The 22,545-nt window shown below is 32.2% G+C and carries 18 protein-coding genes; 14 read left to right on the top strand and 4 right to left on the bottom strand.

The genetic code is table 11. From position 1 onward, the window contains the following. Positions 1 to 5 precede the first annotated feature (5 nt). Together IPJ23_01950 and aroA are read left to right on the top strand one after the other, a co-directional pair. Complete coding sequence (locus tag IPJ23_01950) at positions 6 to 596, top strand: RNA methyltransferase (GenBank protein MBK7629483.1); 591 nt, start codon at positions 6 to 8, stop codon at positions 594 to 596. Next, positions 597 to 1,877, top strand: a complete 1,281-nt coding sequence (gene aroA / locus IPJ23_01945; GenBank protein ID MBK7629482.1) for a 3-phosphoshikimate 1-carboxyvinyltransferase — start codon at positions 597 to 599, stop codon at positions 1,875 to 1,877. 36 nt (positions 1,878 to 1,913) lie between these two features. Here the strand turns inward: aroA and bshC are convergent, their stop codons facing one another. Next, positions 1,914 to 3,542: a bacillithiol biosynthesis cysteine-adding enzyme BshC gene (gene bshC, locus IPJ23_01940; protein MBK7629481.1), complete on the bottom strand. Its 1,629-nt coding sequence runs from the start codon at positions 3,540 to 3,542 to the stop codon at positions 1,914 to 1,916. A gap of 245 nt (positions 3,543 to 3,787) precedes the next feature. Between bshC and IPJ23_01935 the strand changes: the two genes are divergently transcribed. From IPJ23_01935 to IPJ23_01910, 6 genes are all read left to right on the top strand, one after another. Next, a complete protein-coding gene (locus tag IPJ23_01935) occupies positions 3,788 to 4,705 on the top strand; it encodes an SPASM domain-containing protein (GenBank protein MBK7629480.1) in 918 nt (305 codons plus the stop codon). Between the two features lie 2 nt (positions 4,706 to 4,707). Next, positions 4,708 to 5,700, top strand: a complete 993-nt coding sequence (locus IPJ23_01930; protein MBK7629479.1) for a flippase-like domain-containing protein — start codon at positions 4,708 to 4,710, stop codon at positions 5,698 to 5,700. After that, positions 5,693 to 6,829, top strand: coding sequence for a glycosyltransferase (locus IPJ23_01925; GenBank protein ID MBK7629478.1), 1,137 nt, complete (start codon positions 5,693 to 5,695; stop codon positions 6,827 to 6,829). The genes IPJ23_01930 and IPJ23_01925 overlap by 8 nt, the downstream gene beginning before the upstream one ends. Positions 6,830 to 6,970: 141 nt before the next feature. Beyond that, positions 6,971 to 8,371, top strand: coding sequence for a hypothetical protein (locus tag IPJ23_01920; protein ID MBK7629477.1), 1,401 nt, complete (start codon positions 6,971 to 6,973; stop codon positions 8,369 to 8,371). Positions 8,372 to 8,474: 103 nt separating this feature from the next. Then, positions 8,475 to 9,233 (top strand): queuosine precursor transporter, encoded by a 759-nt coding sequence (locus IPJ23_01915; GenBank protein ID MBK7629476.1) that lies wholly within the window; start codon positions 8,475 to 8,477, stop codon positions 9,231 to 9,233. Positions 9,234 to 9,539: 306 nt separating this feature from the next. Continuing rightward, positions 9,540 to 11,798: an NADP-dependent malic enzyme gene (locus IPJ23_01910; GenBank protein MBK7629475.1), complete on the top strand. Its 2,259-nt coding sequence runs from the start codon at positions 9,540 to 9,542 to the stop codon at positions 11,796 to 11,798. 231 nt (positions 11,799 to 12,029) lie between these two features. On the opposite strand, the gene IPJ23_01905 is transcribed toward IPJ23_01910, so the two are convergent. Together IPJ23_01905 and IPJ23_01900 are read right to left on the bottom strand one after the other, a co-directional pair. Beyond that, a complete protein-coding gene (locus IPJ23_01905) occupies positions 12,030 to 12,434 on the bottom strand; it encodes an STAS domain-containing protein (protein ID MBK7629474.1) in 405 nt (134 codons plus the stop codon). A 161-nt stretch (positions 12,435 to 12,595) separates the two neighbouring features. After that, on the bottom strand, positions 12,596 to 16,225 hold the full coding sequence (locus IPJ23_01900) for a multifunctional oxoglutarate decarboxylase/oxoglutarate dehydrogenase thiamine pyrophosphate-binding subunit/dihydrolipoyllysine-residue succinyltransferase subunit (protein ID MBK7629473.1): 3,630 nt from the start codon (positions 16,223 to 16,225) through the stop codon (positions 12,596 to 12,598). Between the two features lie 137 nt (positions 16,226 to 16,362). On the opposite strand from IPJ23_01900, the gene pdxH reads away from it, so the two are divergent. Further along, positions 16,363 to 17,007 (top strand): pyridoxamine 5'-phosphate oxidase, encoded by a 645-nt coding sequence (pdxH, locus tag IPJ23_01895; protein ID MBK7629472.1) that lies wholly within the window; start codon positions 16,363 to 16,365, stop codon positions 17,005 to 17,007. Here pdxH and IPJ23_01890 read toward each other — a convergent pair. Further along, entirely contained in the window at positions 17,004 to 17,864 is an 861-nt protein-coding gene (locus IPJ23_01890; GenBank protein ID MBK7629471.1) for an EamA family transporter, read from the bottom strand. The two genes, pdxH and IPJ23_01890, sit on opposite strands and share 4 nt — an antisense overlap. Positions 17,865 to 17,953: 89 nt before the next feature. Here IPJ23_01890 and IPJ23_01885 point away from each other — a divergent pair, with 89 nt between their 5' ends. Genes IPJ23_01885 through IPJ23_01865 form a run of 5 tightly spaced genes read left to right on the top strand, consistent with a single transcriptional unit; the run spans position 17,954 to position 22,516 of the window. After that, the gene (locus IPJ23_01885) at positions 17,954 to 18,589 is read left to right on the top strand and encodes a polysaccharide deacetylase family protein (protein ID MBK7629470.1); all 636 of its coding nucleotides are present in this window, start codon (positions 17,954 to 17,956) and stop codon (positions 18,587 to 18,589) included. Beyond that, a complete protein-coding gene (locus tag IPJ23_01880; protein ID MBK7629469.1) occupies positions 18,577 to 19,668 on the top strand; it encodes a glycosyltransferase in 1,092 nt (363 codons plus the stop codon). Before IPJ23_01885 ends, IPJ23_01880 begins: the two co-directional genes overlap by 13 nt. Continuing rightward, on the top strand, positions 19,668 to 20,663 hold the full coding sequence (locus IPJ23_01875) for a radical SAM protein (GenBank protein ID MBK7629468.1): 996 nt from the start codon (positions 19,668 to 19,670) through the stop codon (positions 20,661 to 20,663). Before IPJ23_01880 ends, IPJ23_01875 begins: the two co-directional genes overlap by 1 nt. After that, on the top strand, positions 20,663 to 21,493 hold the full coding sequence (locus IPJ23_01870) for a DUF1207 domain-containing protein (protein MBK7629467.1): 831 nt from the start codon (positions 20,663 to 20,665) through the stop codon (positions 21,491 to 21,493). The genes IPJ23_01875 and IPJ23_01870 overlap by 1 nt, the downstream gene beginning before the upstream one ends. 3 nt (positions 21,494 to 21,496) lie before the next feature. After that, positions 21,497 to 22,516, top strand: a complete 1,020-nt coding sequence (locus IPJ23_01865) for a site-2 protease family protein (protein ID MBK7629466.1) — start codon at positions 21,497 to 21,499, stop codon at positions 22,514 to 22,516. Positions 22,517 to 22,545: the final 29 nt, after the last annotated feature.

Genomic DNA, 22,545 nt, shown 5'->3' with positions numbered 1-22,545 from the left:
AATATTTGCGAAGTAGTAAAACTGAAAAACGATTAGAAAAAATCACTCGTGTAATAAGTTCCCGCCAGCATTCTCTAACAGTTGTAATGGAAAATATACACGACCCACACAACGTTTCTGCAATTTTTAGAACTTGTGATGCAGTTGGAATTCCAAATGTTAATTTAGTTTACAACTATGAAACATTTCCAAGAATTGGAAAAAAATCTTCCGCCTCTGCCTTTAAATGGGTTGATAAAGAAAAATATAAAACTATTGAAGAATGTTATTCTGAATTACAAAAAAATGGATTTAAAATATTCGCATCATCGCTTTCTGGGAATTCAAAAAATCTTTATGAACTTAATTTGGCGCAAAAAGCAGCAATAGTGGTTGGTAATGAGCATCGTGGTGTTTCTGATGAAGCAGCACGCCTAGCAGACGAAACATTTCTTATTCCTCAATTTGGTATGGTGCAAAGCTTAAATGTTTCAGTAGCAACTGCTGTGATTCTTTATGAGGCCATGCGCCAAAGGTATTCAGCGGGAATGTACGACTTGAGTGAACTTGATGAAAATATGCTCGAAAAAATGATTGATAATTGGTGCGAGAAATAGTTGAAAGAACGTTTTGAAAAAATAAAAAAAGTAGGTGGTGAGATTGCTTTAGCAGGTGATAAATCAATTTCGCATCGTGCAGTTATTTTTTCAGCAATGGCTTCTGGCAAATCTATTATTACAAATTTATCTCAAGGGCAAGATGTAGTTTCAACAATGGTTATAATGCACAAATTAGGTGCAAGCATTTTAACTAAAGATAGAAAAATAATCATTGGTGGCCTTGGTTATAAAGGTTTTATGGCTCCTTCATCAAGTTTAGATTGTGGAAATTCTGGAACATCCGCAAGATTAATTTCTGGATTGTTAGCTGCTCAGGATTTTAATTCAACGCTTGTGGGAGATCAATCACTTTCTCAACGTCCGATGAAAAGAGTAACTGATCCTCTTCAAAAAATGGGTGTTGAATTTGAAACTTCCAAAAATCAAACACTTCCTTTGATAATTAAGTCAAGTAGAACATTAAAGAATATTTGTTATGAAATGCCTGTTGCAAGTGCCCAAGTTAAGAGTTCAATCTTAATAGCCGGGCTTCATTTAGAAGATGAAACCATTGTTATTGAAAATGAGCAAACTAGAAATCATACAGAAAAAATGCTTGGTTTGCCGATACAAAAGACTGATGGAAAAATATTTTCATCCTCATCAAGACAATTCTATCCGAATGCCAATGATTATTTTATTCCCGGTGATATTTCTTCGGCTGCATTCCACATTGTCCTAGCTTTACTCACACCAAATTCGGAATTGTTAATTAAAGCTGTTTCCTTAAATCCAACGCGAATTGGATTTATTGATATACTTAAAAAAATGGGTGCTAATATTTTATTTGAGGATGTTAAAACTTCCAGCAATGAAGAATATGGAAATGTAATCATTAAATCATCCCAGCTAAAAAATATTAATATTGATTCGGAATGCATTCCAAATATTATTGATGAAATTGCAATATTAACTATAGCTGGAATTTTTGCTGACGGCGATTTTTTAATTAAAAATGCTAATGAACTAAGAGTTAAAGAATCAGACAGAGTCAAATCTATTTGTTCCAATCTTAAGTTACTTGGACTAAATGTTGATGAATTTGAAGATGGGTTTAGCGTTAGTGGTTCAATTAAAAATTCAAATCCAGTTTTTGAAAGTTTTGGTGACCACAGAATAGCAATGGCATTTGCAATTCTAAGTATGTTATTAGATAGTGGGGGAGAAATAAACGGATTTGAATGTGTCGCAATTTCAAATCCAAAGTTTGAAGAACAAATAAAACAAATTGTTAGTTAAGTAATTTCAGAATCTTATATAAGCACTACATCAATTCTATAAAGTAATCACCTGATGTTCAAACTCGCTTATTGAAATATCATTATGAATTTTGCTAACTAAATCTTTTCCATACTTATTATAGAAGTATGTAAAATTGATCTCCCGTTCCTGCAAATTATCTAATGGATAGAGTAAATTTGATAATCGTGTTAATTGGCGAATTGTAGTTTCGTGCTTGTTTTCTTGGGCTTTAGTGGCTTTAGATTTTAATTCATTAATTGAAGAAATAATTCTTTCTCTATATCGTGCACTTGAATCGACCAGTGTTTTGTCAATCGCAAAAAGATTTTCCTTTAACTTATCAAAAGTTAAATCAATTTCATTTACGGAGTCTTCAAATGCTTTTTCGATGTTGTACTCAGAAAGTCCTGCAATAACTTTTTCTTTCAGTTCGTCTAATCCAAGAAAAATATCCGTTAGAGTTAAATCATGTTTATCCAATGCTGTTCCCACATTTTTTTCCATCAGAGTAACAGAAGATCTTGGGTAGATAATTGGAGCTATAATTTTATAAAAATCATAGAGCGGAGTTATCTGCGCAAAGTAGGAAATCTCACTTGGACCAGCTATATAAAAGCCTGTCGGTAAAAGATAATCCTGACAAATTGGTCTCAACAAAACATTTGGACTAAATCTTTCAGGTGAGTTTTCAATCTCCTTAAGAATCTCTTCTTTTGTAAATTGTTTTCGTTTTCTTCTTAGTTTAAAAATATCTTCAACAGGTTCAATTGAATATCTTCCATCATCAGTATGATAAAACATATTTACGGGTTTAACTTTTACTTGAGCATGATAATTTTCCTCAAGCTTAGCACTAGTTTGAATTAATTTTTGTGTATGAGTGGCAAAATCATTTACTTCTTTTTTAAATATAGGTTTAAGCAAAGTTTTTACTGCTGAATCTTGTGGGTCAAATATTATAAGCCCACGTTCATCAAAAAGCCAGAACAATAATTCTTTAATACTCTGTTTAAATGAATTTCCAACTTTATAACAATCTTTGATTTTAAGAATTAATTCATTTTTAAAATCAGTATCTCTTAAACAGCTTTCAAATCGAATTAAAAAGTCATTTAATGATTCATCAAAATTAATATTGCCGATACTTTGCTTTGCATCATCATCGCTAATCTGTTCTTTGTATCCAACATTAATAACCTGATTTTCATTATCAAATAAATTTATAGAGCGAACTTCATTAAAATCGTGGTCATCAGCTTCTAACCAAAATACAGGAACGAAATTGTATTCATCATAACGTTTGGATAATTGATTTGCTAATTTTATGGCAGTTATAATTTTATAAATCGTATAAAGAGGTCCACCTAAAATGCCAAGCTGCTGACCCGTAACAACTGCAATTGTTTTTAGACTATCAATTTGTTCGATGTTCTGTAAAGTTATTTCTGAAATATTCTGTAATGAAGCGTATTGATTTTTTATTATTGGTGATAAATTGAATGATTTGTTCTTCTTTGATTCGGAAATATTTTTGAATAATTGTGCATAACCATCTTTGTTACGGAAATCATGTTTATAATATCCTTTTACATTCTCGAACTCATATATATAGTCAAGAAACAAATTTTGATTTTTAGGAATATCACTGAAATTAATAAACATATTTGCCTCAAGTATTGAAAAAGTATAAACAAAAGTAAGAAAAAGCAGTTTGCATCACAATATTGTTACATACATATCACAGGCGAGATTAACTTTTATCAAACTATGCCTTTGGTTATCTTCATACCTGAAAAAACTGGAATACTTTGGAAATAAATCTAATAAAATATTTTACATTCAAACGTGTAATAAACATTGTTAAAATCATTACATCTTTTAGTGTCTCAAAAGTGATAAGAAAACCCATAGTTTGGGGCTTACCGATTTCCTATTCTATCGAGCCAACAAATCATTGCAATTTAAAATGTCCGGAATGTCCTTCAGGGCTGGGAACACTTACACGACCCTTGGGTTTACTTAACTTTGATGATTTTAAAAACTGGATTGACCAAATAAAAGATACCGGGTTTTATGTTCAATTATTTTTTCAAGGTGAACCATACATTAACAAGCATCTGCCAGAAATGATAAGGTATGCGCAAGCAAATAATGTTTACATTTCCATCAGCACAAACGGGCATTTTGTAAATGAAAAAAATGTTGATCAGGTTTTAGAAAATGCTCCAGACAAATTAATTTATTCAGTGGATGGACTTGATGAGGAAAGTTATCAAAAGTATCGTGTAGGCGGTACATTTAAACAAGCTGATGAAGGATTGCGACTTTTAATTAATCGTAAAAAGGATTTGAAGAAACAAAAGCCGTTTGTTGAATTCCAATTTATTGTGATGAAACAAAACGAGCATCAACTTGATGAAGTACAAAAATATTGTGATGAAGTTGGAGTTGATAAACTTGTTTTTAAAACTATGCAAATATCATCTTACGAAAATGCGGTAAAGTTTCTGCCAAGTAACCCAAAGTTTAGGAGATATTTAGTTAAGGATGGAAAATTTTCTATAAAGAATAAATTAAAGAATCATTGTTTTGCTTTGTGGCGCACTTCTGTAATTACGTGGGATGGTAAAGTTGTTCCGTGCTGTTTTGATAAAGATGCGAAATTCACTTTAGGAATTCAAAATGGAAATAAATTTTCAGATATTTGGATTTCGGATGAGTACCAAAAGTTTAGAACCTCAGTTTTAGACGATAGAACACAAAATTCAATGTGCACAAATTGCACTGAAGGATTAAAAATTAATATTCTTGAAATTGAACAATAAAAGTGACAACAGAACAAGTAAAAAATATTTTACAGCAAAATAGTTTTATCTCTCGTTATAAGTCTGCGATTATTATATCTGCAAAAATTGCAATTGCGACTGGGTTACTCCTCTACATTATTTATTCAGTAAATCTTCAAGAAATACTAATAGCTATAAAACAAGCAAATGTTTATTTGATTGCTGCTGCTTTTCTATTAAGTATTATTAATATTTATTTGCAGTTTTATAAATGGAAAATTACCGCAAAAGTAGTTTTGCAAGAAAATCATAATTCCAAAATTTGGTTATCAATGTTTTACGGATTTTCTGCGGGAATTTTTACACCAGCAAGAATAGGAGAATATTTTGGCCGCGCTTTAGTTTTTAAAAATCACTCATTAATTCGTGTAACTCTTGCAACTCTTTTAGATAAATTTTTCCCTTTAGTAATAGTTGTATTTCTTGGTTCGGTTTCCAGCATATTATTCTTGCATTACTACTATCACGTCGCTTATTATTTAACAATTGGTTTATTCATAACGCTCATCATTCTATTTTATTTTTTCTTTATGTTAATTTTTAACGATAAGTTTTGGGACAACATACTTTTTACAAAATTAAGAGATTCAATAAAGCTGCATTGGTTATTTGAAAAAATAAAAGTTTTTCGCAAGCTCGATAAAAAATATGCAACTAAAATGTTTGTGGTTTCATTGCTCTTTTATTTGTGTTTTCTTTTGCAATATGCATTACTCGTTTCTGCATTCTCAAATCACAATAATTTTATGGATTTCTTTTGGGCTGGTAATTTAATGATGTTTGCTAAAACGATTATTCCTCCTGTTTCATTGGGTGAATTGGGAATCCGTGAAGGCGCGTCTGTCTTTTTTATAACCCAGTTTAATGAAACTGCTTCAACGGGATTTAATGCATCAATTTTTTTATTCTTTATTAATGTGTTAATTCCATCTTTAATTGGAATGATACTTCTACTCAAAAAAAATGATGATTGAGATTTTTTTAATTACAATTATTCTGATTCTTACTATACATTATGCAATGTTTCTTCTTCAAATATATTTGGGATTAAATAAACTTTCTGGTACTCCACAGCAATTCATTCCAAAGGAATTTGTTTCAATAATCATCCCATTTAGGAATGAAGAAAAAAATATTTTAAAAACATATGAAAGTCTTTCAAACCAAAATTATCCCAAAGAAAAATTTGAAATAATATTTATTAATGATTGTTCGGATGATAATTCACTAAATCTTTTAGAAAAATTTAATATTCAAGAAAATGTTTCTATTTATTCAGTACCAAATGACTATTCCATAAATGCTCACAAAAAGAGAGCAATAAGATTTGGAATAGAAAAATCAAAAGGAGAGATAATTGTTACTACCGACGCTGATTGCGTCCACAAAAATGATTGGTTAAAAAATCTTTTGAAGTTTATGGATGAAGAAACCGGATTTATTTCGGGTCCCGTTGAATTTATTTCTAATCCAAATATGTTTAGTAAAATACAAAGATTAGAATTTGCTGGTTTGGTGATTACTGGTGCCGGATTAATTGGTTCAGGTAATCCAATTATTTGTAATGCTGCAAATATAGCTTATCGCAAAAAAGCATTTGAAGAAGTTGGTGGATTTACATATCAAATGGGTCTTTCATCCGGGGATGATGAATTGTTAATGCAGAAGATTCATCGTGTTACTAATTATAAAATAAGATTTGCTCTTGAGAAGAATACGATTGTATCGACAAAGGCAAATCCAACGTTAAAAGATTTTTATCATCAACGCAAAAGATGGGCAAGTAAAGGATTGTTTTATGGTGATAAATTGCTTCTTCTTAAACTTATATTGATTTTTCTGTTTTATCTATCACTAATTATTCAACCATTTTTAGGAATATTATTATCTTCAAAATTTTTCTTAACTTTTTTTATTTCATATGTAATTAAAATCTCTGCCGAGTATTTTATTCTTAAAAGGGGAACCGGATTATTATTCGATTCTAAAATTTTAAAACCATTTTTCATTACTGAAATTCTACAAGTGCCATATATAATAATTTCTGGGTTTATGGGAATGTTTGGTAATCTTATCTGGAAAGAACGCAAGATTAAGCGTTAGACTTTAAATTAATTCGATCATACATAACTGTTTACTATTCTATACAATTTTATTCTAAAACCATTAATTATAATTAAAAATCAAATCTTTTTTGGTGGCACAAACGTTGGTTTATATTACCAAGACACAAAGGAGAACGTCATGAAAAAGTTAATATTTGCAGTAATCGTAATACTTTTTGCTTTATCAGCAAGTGCTGATGCGAACACAAACTACGCAAACAGAGTTGGAGGATATTTTTATACTTCACTCTCACCTTACGGAACATGGATGGAAATTGGTTTCGGAACGCCCGTTTGGCGCCCAATAAATATGAGAAGAAATTGGTCACCTTATACACAAGGACAATGGATTTATACTGATTATGGCTGGTACTGGGATTCTTACGAAGATTTTGGTGAAATAGTTTATCATTACGGAAGATGGTACTATGATGACTTTTATGGTTGGATTTGGATTCCTGATTATGAATGGGCACCTGCTTGGGTTGATTGGAGATATGATGATGATTATATCGGCTGGGCTCCATTATCACCTTATGCATTATTTACGATAAATATTGGAATACATTACACTTATGATTATTACGTTCCTTATAGTCATTGGAATTACGTAAAGTATAATAACTTCTGTGATCACAATGTTTATAACTATTATTTAGCGCCTAAGTACAAATATGCTGTATATAATAAAACTAAGATGAGAACTAACTACTCGTATTATGAGGGTAGAGTTAGAAACGATGGGGTTGATTTTGATAGAATCCGTGAACGAAGCGGACGAAATATCGAAAAGAGAAACATTGTAACTTACAGTAATCCTATGCAGAGAACTAAGGTTAGAGATAATGAGAAAAATAATCGTGAAATAAGAACTTACATTGCAAGCAGAGAAGATATTTCTCGCGACGGTTTACAAGATGTAAAGATTGAACGAAAAGAGAGAAAATCTACTCTTGAAATTTCAAAATTGGAGCTTGGTAGAGATAGAACTCTTGATAAAACAAATGACACAAGAAAAGTTGAGACTCGTGAAATTAACAAAACATCTCGCGAAGAAAATAATGATAATACTCGTGTAAGAACCGAAAACACAAGAAAAGAAACAAACAATGATGTTACTCGTAACAAAGTTGAAGAAGAAAGAAAAGTTCAAGAAAGAAAAAAAGTTGAACAAAGAAACTCTGAAATCGAAAAACGAAATATTGAACAGAATAAAAGAAATGAAGAAATAAAAAGGAATGAACAGATTAAAAGAACAGAAGAAATAAAACGTAACGAACAAATTAAGAATAATGAACAAATCGAACGTCAGAAAAAAACCAAAGAAGAAACACAAAAAAGAAACGAAGTTACAATTCAAAAACGTGAACAGAATAACGAGCAAAAAGTTCAGCAAAGACAAGAAACTCAAAAAGTTGAACAAAGAAATCAGAACAATAACGTTAACAGAAATACTGAAGTAAAAAGAAACAATACAAATACAGAAACTAAAAAAGATACAAGAACTTCAGATAAAAATAGTAGCGGACGTACAAGATAAACCTGATTCAACTCTCTCCATAAAGCGGCTCCTGAATTAACAGAGCCGCTTTTTTGTTTTAAAACATAATTAGAATAATTTTAGATTAAAATTTGGATAAAGTATGAAAGATAAATCCTCAATTCTGTTTTATATACTCGGTTCTTTTTTTGTAGCTAATGCAATTCTTGCTGAGTTTATAGGTGTTAAAATTTTTTCTTTAGAATCTACTTTTGGATTTGAACCGTTAAATCTCACATTTCTTGGAGTGGAAAATCTTTCATTTAATCTCACAGCCGGTGTTTTACTATGGCCAGTTGTTTTTGTAATGACTGATATTATCAACGAATATTTTGGTAGAAAGGGTGTAAGATTTCTCTCCTTTACTGCTGCAATTCTCATCGCTTATGCTTTTTTAATGGTTTACTTTGCTATGAATCTAACACCAGCTGGTTTCTGGATTGAGCGTATTACTCCTAATGGCACAGTTGACATGCATCAGGCTTTTAACATAATATTTGGTCAAGGGCTTTGGATAATTATCGGTTCGCTAATTGCTTTTTTAGTTGGGCAATTAGTTGATGTGACGGTTTTTCACTATTTCAAATCTTTCACCGGTTCATCTAAAATATGGTTAAGAGCTACTGGTTCAACCTTGGTTTCTCAACTAGTTGATAGTTTTGTTGTTTTGTTTATAGCTTTTTATATCGGGGCCGGTTGGGATTTGAAATTGGTGCTTATTATCGGCTTGGTAAATTATATTTATAAGTTCGTTATTGCTGTGATTGTTACTCCTGTTTTGTATCTGATTCATTCCATAATAGATAAATATCTGGGAAAAGAGTTATCCGAAAAACTTCAAACTGAAGCAATGAGTAAATAATGAAGTTAAGATTTAATAGAATAATTTATTTAGCACAACAATTTAATTTTCGCTAATTTTGATGTATCAAATATTAGTATTACTAATTTTTACATAAAAATTTAATTGTGTTTAGTACCTTTAGATGAAAATCTACTATTACCTCGGTTCAAATGTTTACGATGATATATTGATAACTAATTTTCAAGTATCAAATCATTCTATAAACTCACAGAGCCTAATGAAAATGCCATATATTTCACATTTCAATAAAATAATTAACCAGATTTTAATTAATAATTTATCCTTACATAAAAGGAGTTCAGAATGAAACTTACTAAAGAAGACTCACTTAATTATCACAGCAGCGAGCGTAAAGGAAAGATTGAAGTTGTTGCTACAAAGCCCTGTTTAACTGCAAGAGATCTTTCAATGGCATACACTCCGGGTGTTGCAGATCCTTGTCGGGAAATTCACGAGGATGTAGAAAATGTATATAAATATACCGCTAAAGGAAATTTAGTTGCGGTACTTTCAAATGGAACTGCCGTTTTAGGTTTGGGCGATATCGGTCCCGAAGCCGGTAAACCAGTGATGGAAGGAAAAGGAGTTTTGTTTAAAAGATTTGCCGACATTGATGTTTTTGATATTGAAGTTAATTCTCACGACCCGAAAGAAATAATCAGGCTTACTCAAATGCTTGAGCCGACCTTTGGTGGAATTAACTTAGAAGATATTAAAGCTCCCGAATGTTTTGAGATTGAAGAAGCTTTAAAAGAAACAATGAAAATCCCTGTTTTTCATGACGATCAGCACGGAACGGCAATTATTTCTTGTGCAGCTTTAATAAACGCTGTTGAAGTAGCTGGGAAAAAATTAGATAAAGTTAGAATCGTTGTAAATGGCGCCGGTGCTTCTGCAATTTCTTGCTGTAAACATTATGTGCGTGCAGGAGTTAAAAAAGAGAACATTTATATGTTTGATTCTAAAGGCTGCATTACAACGGATCGAAAAGATTTGAACAAATACAAAGATGGATTTGCACAGGAAAAAGGTTTTCCATCTTTAGAAGCAGCATTCAAAGATGCTGATGTATTTATTGGGCTTTCGGTAGGTGGTGTTGTTCAAAAAGAATGGGTAAAAACTATGGCTCCAAATCCAATAATCTTTGCAATGGCTAACCCGGATCCGGAAATTATGTATGATGATGCGACATCTGTTAGAAAAGATTTAATAATGGCAACTGGTAGAAGTGATTTTCCAAATCAAGTAAATAATGTACTTGGATTTCCATTTATTTTCCGTGGTGCTTTAGATGTAAGAGCAACAAGCATTAATGATGAAATGAAAATGGCTGCTACTTTAGCTCTAGCAAAATTGGCAAAAGAAAAAGTTCCTGAAATGGTAATGAAAGCCTACGGGGGTGAAGAATTTGTATTTGGTAAAGAATATATAATTCCAAAACCTTTTGATCCAAGAGTTCTTTGGTACGTTGCACCAGCAGTTGCTAAAGCTGCAATTGAAACAGGAGTTGCAAAAATTAAAGAAATGGATTGGGTTGCTTATGAAGAACAACTTAAAGAAAGATTAGGGCTTTCAAAAGAAGTTGTGAGGGTAATGATTCATAAAGCTCAGAAACGACCCAAGAAAGTCGTTTATCCCGAAGGCGAAGAAGAAAATATAATTCGTGCAGCGCACACTGTTTTTCATGATGGAATTGCTTTTCCGATTCTTTTAGGAAATGAAAAAATAATCAAAAGAGAAATTCAAAGAATTGGTTTTGATGAAAAAGAATTTCAAATAATTGATCCGGGAAATTGTGATAAATGTGACCCTTATGCTGAAGCTTATTTTAAGAAACGACAAAGAAAAGGTGCAACGCTTTGGGATGCGAATAATTTAATTCGCAAACCAAATTATTACGGCGCTATGATGGTTGAAGTTGGCGAAGCTGATGCACTTATTAGCGGTTACACAACGAGCTATCCAAATACAATTAAGCCTGCTTTACATTGTGTTGGTGTTAAAGATGGATTTAAAATTGTGTCAGGAATGTACATTGTTATTGCAAAGAAAGAAACTTATTTCTTTGCAGATTGTACTGTTAATGTTAATCCAACTGCTGAGCAACTTGCAGAAATAGCTATCTCTGCTGCAGAAACGGTAACTGCATTCGATATAACACCAAAAATAGCTATGCTTTCATTTAGTAATTTTGGAACTGCATTATATCCAGAGTCAATAAAAGTAAAAGAAGCAGTTAAAATTGTAAAAGCTAAAAAACCTGATTTAATTATTGATGGTGAAATGCAAGCTGATACAGCAATTGTTCCTGAAATTTTGGACAAGACTTTTCCTTTTACCGGAATTAAAGGAGGCGCAAATGTTCTCGTTTTCCCAAATCTTGATGCCGCAAATATTGCATACAAGTTAATGGCGAGAATTGGACAAGCGACAGTTATTGGACCAATTTTAATGGGTATGAGAAAACCTGTTCACGTTTTGCAGCGCGGAGCTACTGTAGATGACATTTATAATATGACTGCAATCGCAGTTGTGGATGCACAAGTAACCGTGAATAAATAAGAGGTCTTTTAATTTAATTAAGCGAGTGAATATAAAATGTTCACTCGCTTTGTCATTTAATACCATTCGTTCATTTACTATTAGCGAATCAGAATTTTTGTTTGACGAAGTGTGATTTTTATTAATTTAGTGCAATTGAATAGTGAGAACTGAAGAGAATGAAATACACTTGTACCGATTTTATTAATTGGAGCTCTCCTATTTTTCGAAGCTAAATAGGATATCCAAATCTTAGTGAACTACGGCAAGCTGATCCAATCCATTTGTATTAAAATCGTTTACTTTATCTCTGGAAACTGAAATGCTAGTAATTGCACAATCAAGTGAATCATAAATTTCAAAAATTTCAATCGTTCCGGTAAGATTTAACATCGATTTTGAAAACATACCTGGCTTTACAATTTTAATTGATCCGCCCAATCGCATTAGCCGCTTTAATGTAACAACCATAACACCTATAAAAGCTGAATCAAGCGCGTTGCAGTTGCTCAAATCAATAATAATAATATTGTAACCAAGACTTATATCAGTTTCAAGATGTTTCTTAAATTTAACGGCTTCAGATATTGTTGCTTGGTTAAGATTAACTCTTTCAATAATAAAACCCTTTGCTATTTGCCTCTGAAATTCTTCCATTTGATCACTTCAAATTGTTGAGTATCTAAAAGCCAATAAATATGCCATTATATGTTATGAATTAAGCCTATTCTGCTTGTATTGGTGTTTCAGATTATTACAATTGTATCAAACATCCTCACATTATGTAAGTTTGACAAAAATAATGGAGGGTTTAAAGATCAACTGGAAAATGCCTCTTTTACTAAATTTAGCTGCTGCTGGTTGGAAATTTTTGCTGATCCAACAGCGGGACTCGCACCTTCAGGACGACTAACGCAAATAAGTTTTTGTTTTTCAGATATGAGTTCACTTAATCTGCCTGATAAAAAGTTCCAGGCTCCCATATTTTTTGGTTCTTCTTGAAGCCAAATAATTTTCTCAGTTTTGGGATAGGAATTTAAAATAGATTTTAGTGATTCTTTTTTGAATGGATACAATTGTTCAATTCTAACTATTGCGGTGTTATGAATATTCTCTTTTTCTTTAAACTTTTTTAGATCATAAAATACTTTTCCACTTGTCAGAATAATTTTAGAAACAGATTTTTTATTCGCAATTGTTTCATCGTCTAAAATTTCTTCAAAATTGCCGGTTAAGAATTGTTCTTTTGATGATTTTGCATCAGGCAATCTTAATAAACTTTTTGGCGTCATAATCACCAAAGGTTTTTGATCTGCCTGTCTGATTTGTCTTCTTAGTACATGAAAATATTGGGCAGGAGTTGTGATATTACAAACCTGCAAATTGTCTTCAGCACAAAGAATTAAAAATCTTTCTAATCTCGCACTTGAATGTTCCGGCCCTTGACCTTCGTAACCGTGTGGTAAAAGCATTACAACTCCATTTCGTAAATTCCATTTTTCAAATGATGCTACAATAAAATTATCAATAATAATTTGTGCGCCGTTTGCAAAATCACCAAACTGTGCTTCCCACAAAACTAATGCTAGGGGATCAGCAATGCTGTAGCCGTACTCAAATCCCAAAACCGCAGCTTCGGACAAAGAGCTATCCAATGCCTCTAATCTTGCCTGTTTATCAGAAATATGATTTAAGGGAAAATATTCTTGCCCGTTTGTAATATCTGTAAACGCTAAATGTCTTTGGCTAAAGGTTCCACGTACACTATCCTGTCCACTTAATCTCACTGGAGTACCTTCAAGCAGCAAACTGCCAAATGCAATAGATTCTGCCAATGCCCAATCAGCATATTCTGATCCATCAATAAGTTTACGTCTTTTATCAATAAATTTTTCCAATTTAGGATGTCCGTTAAATCCAAATGGAAGATTACTTAAGGCATTAACTATATTTATTAAAGTATCTTCGGTTATTGCAGTCTTATTTTCCTTGTGTAATGCTAATAATTCTTTTTTACTTACTGCTAGCGGAACTTCATTCTGAAATGAAGCACTTTTCTTCTTTATCGAATCGAACGAGTTAGTTAGCTCTTGATTAAATGTGGTGTGAATTTGTTTAACTTCATCCTCAGTTAAAACACTATCATTAACTAATTTATCTTCATAAATTTTTCGAACTGATGGATGTGATTTAATTTTTGCATAAAGTAATGGCTGGGTAAAACCCGGTTCATCGCCTTCATTGTGTCCGTGTCTTCTGTATCCAAATAAATCAATAACAACATCTTTTTTGAAAATCCATTTAAATTCAAATGCGATTTGAGTAACCCAAAGAGCTGCTTCAGGATCATCACCATTAACGTGAAAGATTGGTGCTTGAATCATTTTAGCAACATCGGTTGCGTAAGTTGTTGAGCGTGAATCTTCCGGTGTTGTGGTAAATCCAATTTGATTATTTACAATTATGTGGACTGTCCCTCCAGTACGATAACCGCTAAGCTGCGATAAATTTAATGTCTCAGCTACAACACCTTGTCCGGCAAAAGCTGCATCGCCGTGAATGAGAACAGACATAGCTTTTTGATGGGCTTTGCTATCACCAAATCGTGTTTGCTTAGCGCGAACAATTCCTTCAACTACGGGATCAACCCATTCCAAGTGACTTGGATTTGAAGCTAAAGAAATTGTTATAGATTTTCCGGACGTGGTTGGATATTTACCGGTTGCGCCTAAATGATATTTAACATCGCCGGATCCTTGAATTGAATTTTTATCTTTTATGTCCTCAAATTCTGTGAAGATTGACTCATAAGATTTGCCAATAATGTTTGTTAACACATTTAATCTTCCACGATGCGCCATTCCAACTACAACTTCTTGTATTTCATGATCGGCGGAATCGTTAAGTATCTTATCTAAAACAGGAATTAAAGTTTCTGATCCTTCTAAAGAAAATCTTTTATGTCCAATGAATTTTGTATGAACAAAGTTCTCAAACATTTCTGCTTTAATTAATTTTTCTAAAATATTTTTCTTTTGTTGATTACTAAATTGAGGCATATTTTTATACGGTTCCATTTTACTTTGCAGCCAAACTTTTTCTGCCGGATTTTGGATGTGCATATACTCCACACCAATTTTTTCACAATAAGTCTTGTGCAAAATATTCATTACTTCACGCAGAGTTGCTGTTTTCAATGCTCCAAATCCACCTGTAACAAAATGTCTGTCCAAATCCCAAACTGTAAGATTAAAAGAAGAAGGATCAAGCTCCGGATGATAAACTACTCGCGTACCAAGTGGATCAAGATCTGCAAGTAAATGTCCGCGAACTCTGTACATATTAATTAGTTGCAGCACTTTTGCCTGCTTCACAATTTCTTCTGTGCTTGCAGATTTATCAAATCCGCCGGGTTGATAATCAGATTCCCATTGCAAAGGGCGCGAAGGAACTTTTAATTCCTGATATATCTCCTCATAAAATCCATCTTTGCCTAATAATAATTCATTTATCTCACGTAAAAACATTCCGGATTCTGCACCTTGAATAATTCTGTGATCATAAGTGCTTGCAATGTTCATCACCTTACTAATGCCAAGAGAAGAAATTGTTGACGGTGACATTGCTTGATATTCAGCGTTATATTGTATCGCACCTATTGCAATTATTGCTCCTTGTCCAATCATCAAACGGGCTATTGATGAAACCGTTCCAATTGTTCCGGGATTTGTAAGTGTAATTGTTGTTCCTAAAAACTCAGATGGATCAATTGTTCCTTTGCGCGACCGAATAACAATATCTTCATAAGATTTCCAAAATTCTTTAAACGTCAATTTATTTGCCGCTTTAATATTTGGAACGAGTAATGAGTGGCTTCCATCTTTACGTTCTATATCAATTGCTAATCCAAGATTAATATTTTTACGTAAAATAATATTTGGTTTCCCATCAATAATTGTAAACCCATTGTTCATTGATTGATTTATAGAAATAGCTTTTAAAATCGCCCAGCTAATTATATGAGTAAAAGAAATTTTGCCTTCGTTTTTTTTCTTTAAATGATTGTTTATAACAATTCTATTTTCTTCAAGAAGCTTTACTGCGATACTGCGCTGTGATGTTGCAACCGGAACAGTTAGACTCGCTGTCATATTATCCAGAATGCGTTGGGCACTGCCGGCAATAACTTTTACTTCATCATCTTCACTAAGTTTTGGCATTTCAATATTTTCCGGAAGCCTTAAAAATGATGTACTTTCGTTTCCATTTTCATTTGAGCCATTTGGATTTGCTTTGCCTTCAATATTTCCAAAAAAGTTTTTCCATTGTTCGGGCACATCATCAGGTTTTTGTTCATACTGTTTGTACAGTGATTCCACAAACCAGGTATTTGCACCAAACTTTTCTAATTCTTCTTTTTCTCTTTTAGATAATTTTTCAGATTTCATTTTTGCCAATTATTATATTGTTTAGAAGTATTATTAACTTTAATTTTCAAATAGTTACTTTAATTAACGGAGTTTGTTTTTATTATTATTTAATCGGATTTAGTGCTTAAAATATAAGATATAATTACGATAAATCTATGCAAGAAAAAAATGAAATAAGTAACATGCGCTTAAATTATGAGCGGGATCATTTGCTTGAATCAAACGTTGATATAAACCCGGTTACACAATTTAAAGCCTGGTTTGATTTAGTTGTAAAAAGTGAAATTGTTGAGCCTAATGCTATGACTATTGCAACTTCAACAAAAAGCGGGATTCCTTCCGCGCGAGTTGTACTGTTAAAAGAGTTCGATGAAACGGGATTTACATTTTTTACCAATTACGGAAGCAGAAAAGGAAAAGAACTTTTAGAAAATCCTATTGCAGCAGTTCTTTTTTGGTGGAAGGAATTTGAAAGACAAATTAGGATTGAAGGAAAAATTGAAAAAATCAGCAGAGAAGAATCACAAAAGTATTTTAATATTCGTCCTTTAAAAAGCAGATACGGTGCATTAGCATCAAACCAAAGTGAAGTTATTGAAAGCAGGGAAGTGTTAGAAACCAAATTTTCTGATTTAGAAAACCAGTTTGGGGAAAATACACCAATGCCTGAAAACTGGGGCGGATATAAATTATTTCCAAATAAGTTTGAGTTCTGGCAGGGAAGAAGAGACAGATTGCACGATAGAATTTGTTATGAAAAAGTTAAGGATGATTGGAAGATTTATAGATTACAACCTTAGAAATTAAATTTCTTTCTAAAAAAATCTGAACCAGCAACTATTGTACGTACGGCTATCGCAATGATAATAATACCACCTCCGATGGCTGCAAAAAATGTTGGCATTTCCCCATATCCAATTAAAACCCAAACAGGGTTTAATACGGGTTCAAACATTGAAATGATTGAAGCTTCAACTGCAAGTATTCTCTTCAATCCATAACTAAAAAGTGCATACGCAAATGCGATTTGGAAAACTCCAAGAAATGTAACCATCCAGAGATCATTAAAAGTAAGAGGTTTAAGATCTAGTACAAAAGGGATGCAAATTATTGTCACAAAAATATTTCCATAAAAAATAGAACTTTGCTGATACTCTTTTCCATTTTTTCTCATTCCTAAAAAAAATGATGCAAACATAATTCCGGAAATCAGGGCAATTAAGTTGCCGGTTAAATGTCCGGGGGAAATCTCTCCCAGAAAAAAGAAAATCATTCCAATAAAGCAAACTGCAATTGTAATTACATTTATTTTTTCATACTTGGTTTTGTTAATTATTGGCTCAAAAATTAGGACATAAATAGGAGCTGTTGATTGAAGAAAAATTGCGTTAGCGGCGGTTGTTGTTTTGGTTGCTATAACAAACGTAGTTAGAACAATTGCATAAAAGGCTGCATTAATGAATGTAAATCTATTTACCGCCAAAAGTTTTTTTCTAAAGATTATAGCAAATACAATTGCTGCTATCAGACATCTAAAAAAAGAGAGCTGCATTGAGTTTAGCGAAATAAGTTTAATGAAAAGTCCCCCGGAACTCCATAAAATGGCAGTAATAAAAACGGCAAGAAAACCTTTGTTATGTTCTGATATATTTTGCAAGAAAATGCTACTAATTATTTCTAAAAATTTAATTTACTTTACCTAAATTACATAAAAAGAATTAATCGAATATTATGCTGAATTTTTGAATGAAATATCTTTACAATCCACCATTGTTAATAAAAAAGTTATTTAGCAATTTTTATTGGAACACGACCACTAATAAAGTGCTTTTAACTTTTGATGACGGACCAAATGCGGAAACAACCGAACTAATCTTAAAAAAACTTTCTGTTGAAAAGATAAAAGCATTGTTTTTTTGTGTAGGTGAAAATATTCAAAAATATCCTGTACTTGCTCAGTCAATTTTAGGTGAGGGACATACAATTGGGAACCATACACAAAACCATAAGATTTTGAGTAAAATTTCTAATCAGGAAAAATATTCTCAAATCGAATCAGTTAATATTTTGGTTGAAGAAAAATTTAATTATAAGATAAAATACTTTCGTCCGCCCCATGGCAAATTTCAATTATCAACATCTCTATTGATGAAAAAATATTATCTCAGAAATGTAATGTGGTCCTTGCTCACATATGATTATAAAAATGACTTATCAATCGTTAAATTTGCCACTCAAAGATATTTAAATAATAATTCAATTATTGTTTTGCACGATAGTATCAAATCAAAAAATGTAATTTTGGATTCAATTAGCTTAATTGTAGATGAAATGAGAAAAAAGAATTATCAGTTTGGAGACCCAGAAGAATGTTTGAGCTGATTTTTCTTTTTATAATGGTTGGATATACGCTTCAACTTTTTATTTTTATTATTGGAGCAAAAAAAAAATATCCAAAAATATCTGATGATAAACTTCCGACTGCAACAATAATTGTAGCGGCACGAAATGAAGAAAATAATATTTTGCGTACACTTCAATCACTTGATAAACTCGAATATCCCAAAGGCAAGCTTCAAATAATGATAGTTGATGATCAATCAACTGATAAAACAGGAAAAGTTATCGATGAATTCATTTCAGGTAAAAAAAGATTTATAAAAATCACCACCGAAGAACACCACACCAAGCTTATTGGTAAAATGCGCGCATTAGCCTACGCAATAAAAGAGGCAACTGGAGAAATAATTTTAACCACCGATGCGGATTGCGAAGTAAAACCACAATGGGCAAAAACTATTTGCTCACATTATTTTGATGACGTTGCTATTGTTGCGGGAGTGACAACTCAAACTTCTGAAAAGTGGTTTTATGGAATGCAGGCATTGGATTTTGTTTACCTTCTAACCGCTGGTTCAGGTTGCACAAATTTAAACTATCCTATTTCTTGTATCGGGAATAATATGTCGTATCGAAAATCGGCTTACGATGAGGTAGGCGGATATGAAAAACTTCCGCATAGTGTAACAGAAGATTTTACTTTGATGAATGCGATTTACAATCTAAAAAAGTATAAAATAATTTTTCCTATTGAGGTTGAATCACTTGTTACATCAGTTCCGTGTAGCACATTTAAAAGTTTAGTGCGTCAAAAAAAACGCTGGGGTGTTGGCGGACTTGGAGTCCCATTTCGTGGTTTTGTAATAATGTTTTGGGGCTTTATGGCAAATCTGTTTGTACTGCTTACACCTTTCTTTTTCTCATCCACATGGTTAACTTTGGTTGTGTTTAAAGTAGCTTTAGACTTTTTCTATTTGTACCCGGTTCATGTTAAACTTGGCATTTCAAAAAATCTAAAATACTTCTTCCACTTTGAAGTTTACTACTTATTTTATGTAATACTTCTACCGTTTATAGTTTTACCAAATAGAAAAGTGATTTGGAAGGGTCGTGAATATTAATGCTGCTTCTTTGTAACTACTATCTTACATATAGGTGCAATGCTTATTGTGAGTTCTGCCATTTTGGTGATCATACAAATTTTAAAGATACTCCGTTTGCAAGTTTGGAAGATTTTAAATCTAATGTTGCTCAACTTGCAGAGCTTGGTGTAAAGTTTATTGATTTAACAGGCGGCGAGCCTCTGTTACATAAAGATGTTGCTGAGATGGCTAAGTTTGCTCACGATTTGAAAATACAAACAAGCATTACAAGTAATGGATTACTTTATCACAAGGTTGCAGAAAAACTTTTAGGAAACATAAATCTCCTCCACTTTTCTTTAGATTCACCAGATGAAGAAGAGCATAATAAAATTAGAAAAGTTAATTGTTACAAAAGTGTTTTTAAAAGTATAGAGATTGCAAAATCCCTAGGTGAGTTTCCTGATATTTTATTTACAGTTACAAATGATACTTACAAAAAACTTCCAAGGATGCACGAGATTGCTCAAAAGCATGATCTAGTTTTATTAGTAAATCCTGTTTTTTCATATTTCGGAAATCCTGGTTTAAGCGATGAGGCTACTGATTTTGTTGATGAATATTGTGATGGTAAGATGGATATCTATCTTAACAAAGGATTTATGAAGTTAAGAAAGGATGGGGGAAATGATATTAAGAATCCCAGTTGCAAAGCAGTTTCTCGAGTTATTGTAATTTCACCAGACAATGAGATTATTTTACCTTGTTATCATTTTGCTAACGATAAAATCTTGATCGATAAACCGATAAAAGAAATTCGTAAATCAGAAAAGATAAAACACTTTAAAGAGATGGAAGGCAGATTTGATTTCTGCCAAGGCTGCACTGTTAATTGTTATTTTGAACCGTCGTTTGCATTTCCTACAAATCTATATGCAATTTCAAGTTTAACGTCTAAGTTTAAGTACAGTTATAATAAGCTCATCAAACAAAAAATTAAAAAGAAATTTATTCAGACATCAAACACAGATTAATGCAGAGAAAATATCTTATTCTTATCCTAACTTTGTTTTCAAGTGTATCATTTTCACAATGGAAACACGAATTATTTCCTTCTGATTTGAATATCCAACCGTTTACAGCAAATTTACTTGAACCAAAAGCAGGATTCTTAATTTCTACTGATAACAACAAATTAAGATTAGATATCTCAACATCTCGAGATATTATTCATTGGAACAAAAATGATGAGTTGCTATCTGTCGGTGCAGATGTTTTTACGTTTACAAGATTACGAAGTACTGATGATTTTAAATTCCCCGTTGAAACTATTGATTATCTTTTTGGAATAAATGCAGGTTACAAAAAACTGCTTTGCGAGTCTAATGAAATTGGATTAAGGTTTCGGTTAAGCCATATAAGTACCCATTTAGTTGATGGACAGTATGATACTCAAAATCAGCAATGGCGAGAGGGAAGAGTGCCATTTGTTTACAGTAAAGAATTTATTGAACTTTTTCCATATTATCGCACAGGAACTTTAAGAGGATATTTAGGCTTTACATATATTTTTCATATCATTCCGAAAGAAATTAAAAAGGTAAATCTGCAGGTTGGATTTGATTACTTTGCTACTCAGTTTGGTACAGATTATTTAACTCCATTTGTTGCTTATGATTTTAAATTAAATGGAAATGAAAAATTTATTGGTAACAACATTATTTCAGTGGGAATAAAATTTGGTAATTGGCAATCAAGGGGATTGAGTTTTTACTACGCTTACATTTCCGGAAAAAGTATCCATGGGCAATTTTACGATTTAACTGAAAACTATTCTAACATTGGATTTAATTTTGAATTATAAATTATGAGTGAATTTTCACAGACAGAACCACAAGTTTACTTTACAACTGCTGCAAAAGAAAAACGTAAAAAAATAAATAGTTACTTAATCCATATTGGATTATTTATTGTAACTTTTATTACTACCACACTTGCGGGAGTTAGATGGACAACAGGTAAACTACCGCCATATGAATTTAGTGTATTGATAAAGGGATTACCATACTCAATTAGTATTTTATCAATAATTACTTTTCACGAGTTTGGGCATTATTTTGCGGCAAAGATTCATCATATAAGAGCTACCCTACCTTATTTTATACCTTTTCCAGATATTCCTTTATTTATTATTAATTTTGGTACGATGGGTGCGGTAATCAGAACCAAATCTCCAATCTATTCTAAAAAGGCGATGTTTGATATCGGTATTGCGGGTCCTCTTTCAGGCTTTGTTATATGTCTTGGTATTTTGATTTACGGATTTACACATGTTCCTTCAATAGACTATTTACTAAATATCCATCCAGATTATTTTTCATCAAACTACGGTAAAGATGGAATGCAATTAGTATTTGGGAACTCAATATTGTTCTCGTTTTTAAAATTTGTATTTGTAAATCCAAATAATTTTTTTCCGCCAATGAGTGAAATATATCATTATCCATATCTTTGCGCTGGTTGGTTTGGGCTGCTTGTAACATCTATGAATATGATTCCCGTTGGACAGTTAGACGGCGGGCATATTGCTTACACAATGTTTGGGGAGAAAAAACATTATAACGTATCATCCATCTCAGCATTAATTTTAGCAATTATAGGTTTTGCCGGAGTATTAGATTCACTTTTAGAAATTAATTCAGGTATTGGCTGGAGTGGGTGGTTATTTTGGGCAGTTATATTATATTTTATAGTAAAGTTAAAACATCCACCTGTGCCTGATGTTTTGCCATTAGATAAAAAAAGAATGGCACTAGGGTATTTAAGTTTCTTTATTTTTGTTATATCATTTTCTCCGGCACCACTTATGTTAAATATTGTTGGTTAAAGTGGTCATATTTTTGCCTTGTTGAAGTT

The sequence above is a fragment of the Ignavibacteriales bacterium genome, assembly GCA_016709765.1.
Taxonomy (GTDB): Bacteria; Bacteroidota; Ignavibacteria; order Ignavibacteriales; family Ignavibacteriaceae; genus IGN3.
Note: the sequence above shows the minus strand (reverse complement) of the source record. Positions and strands in the feature narration are given on the sequence as shown.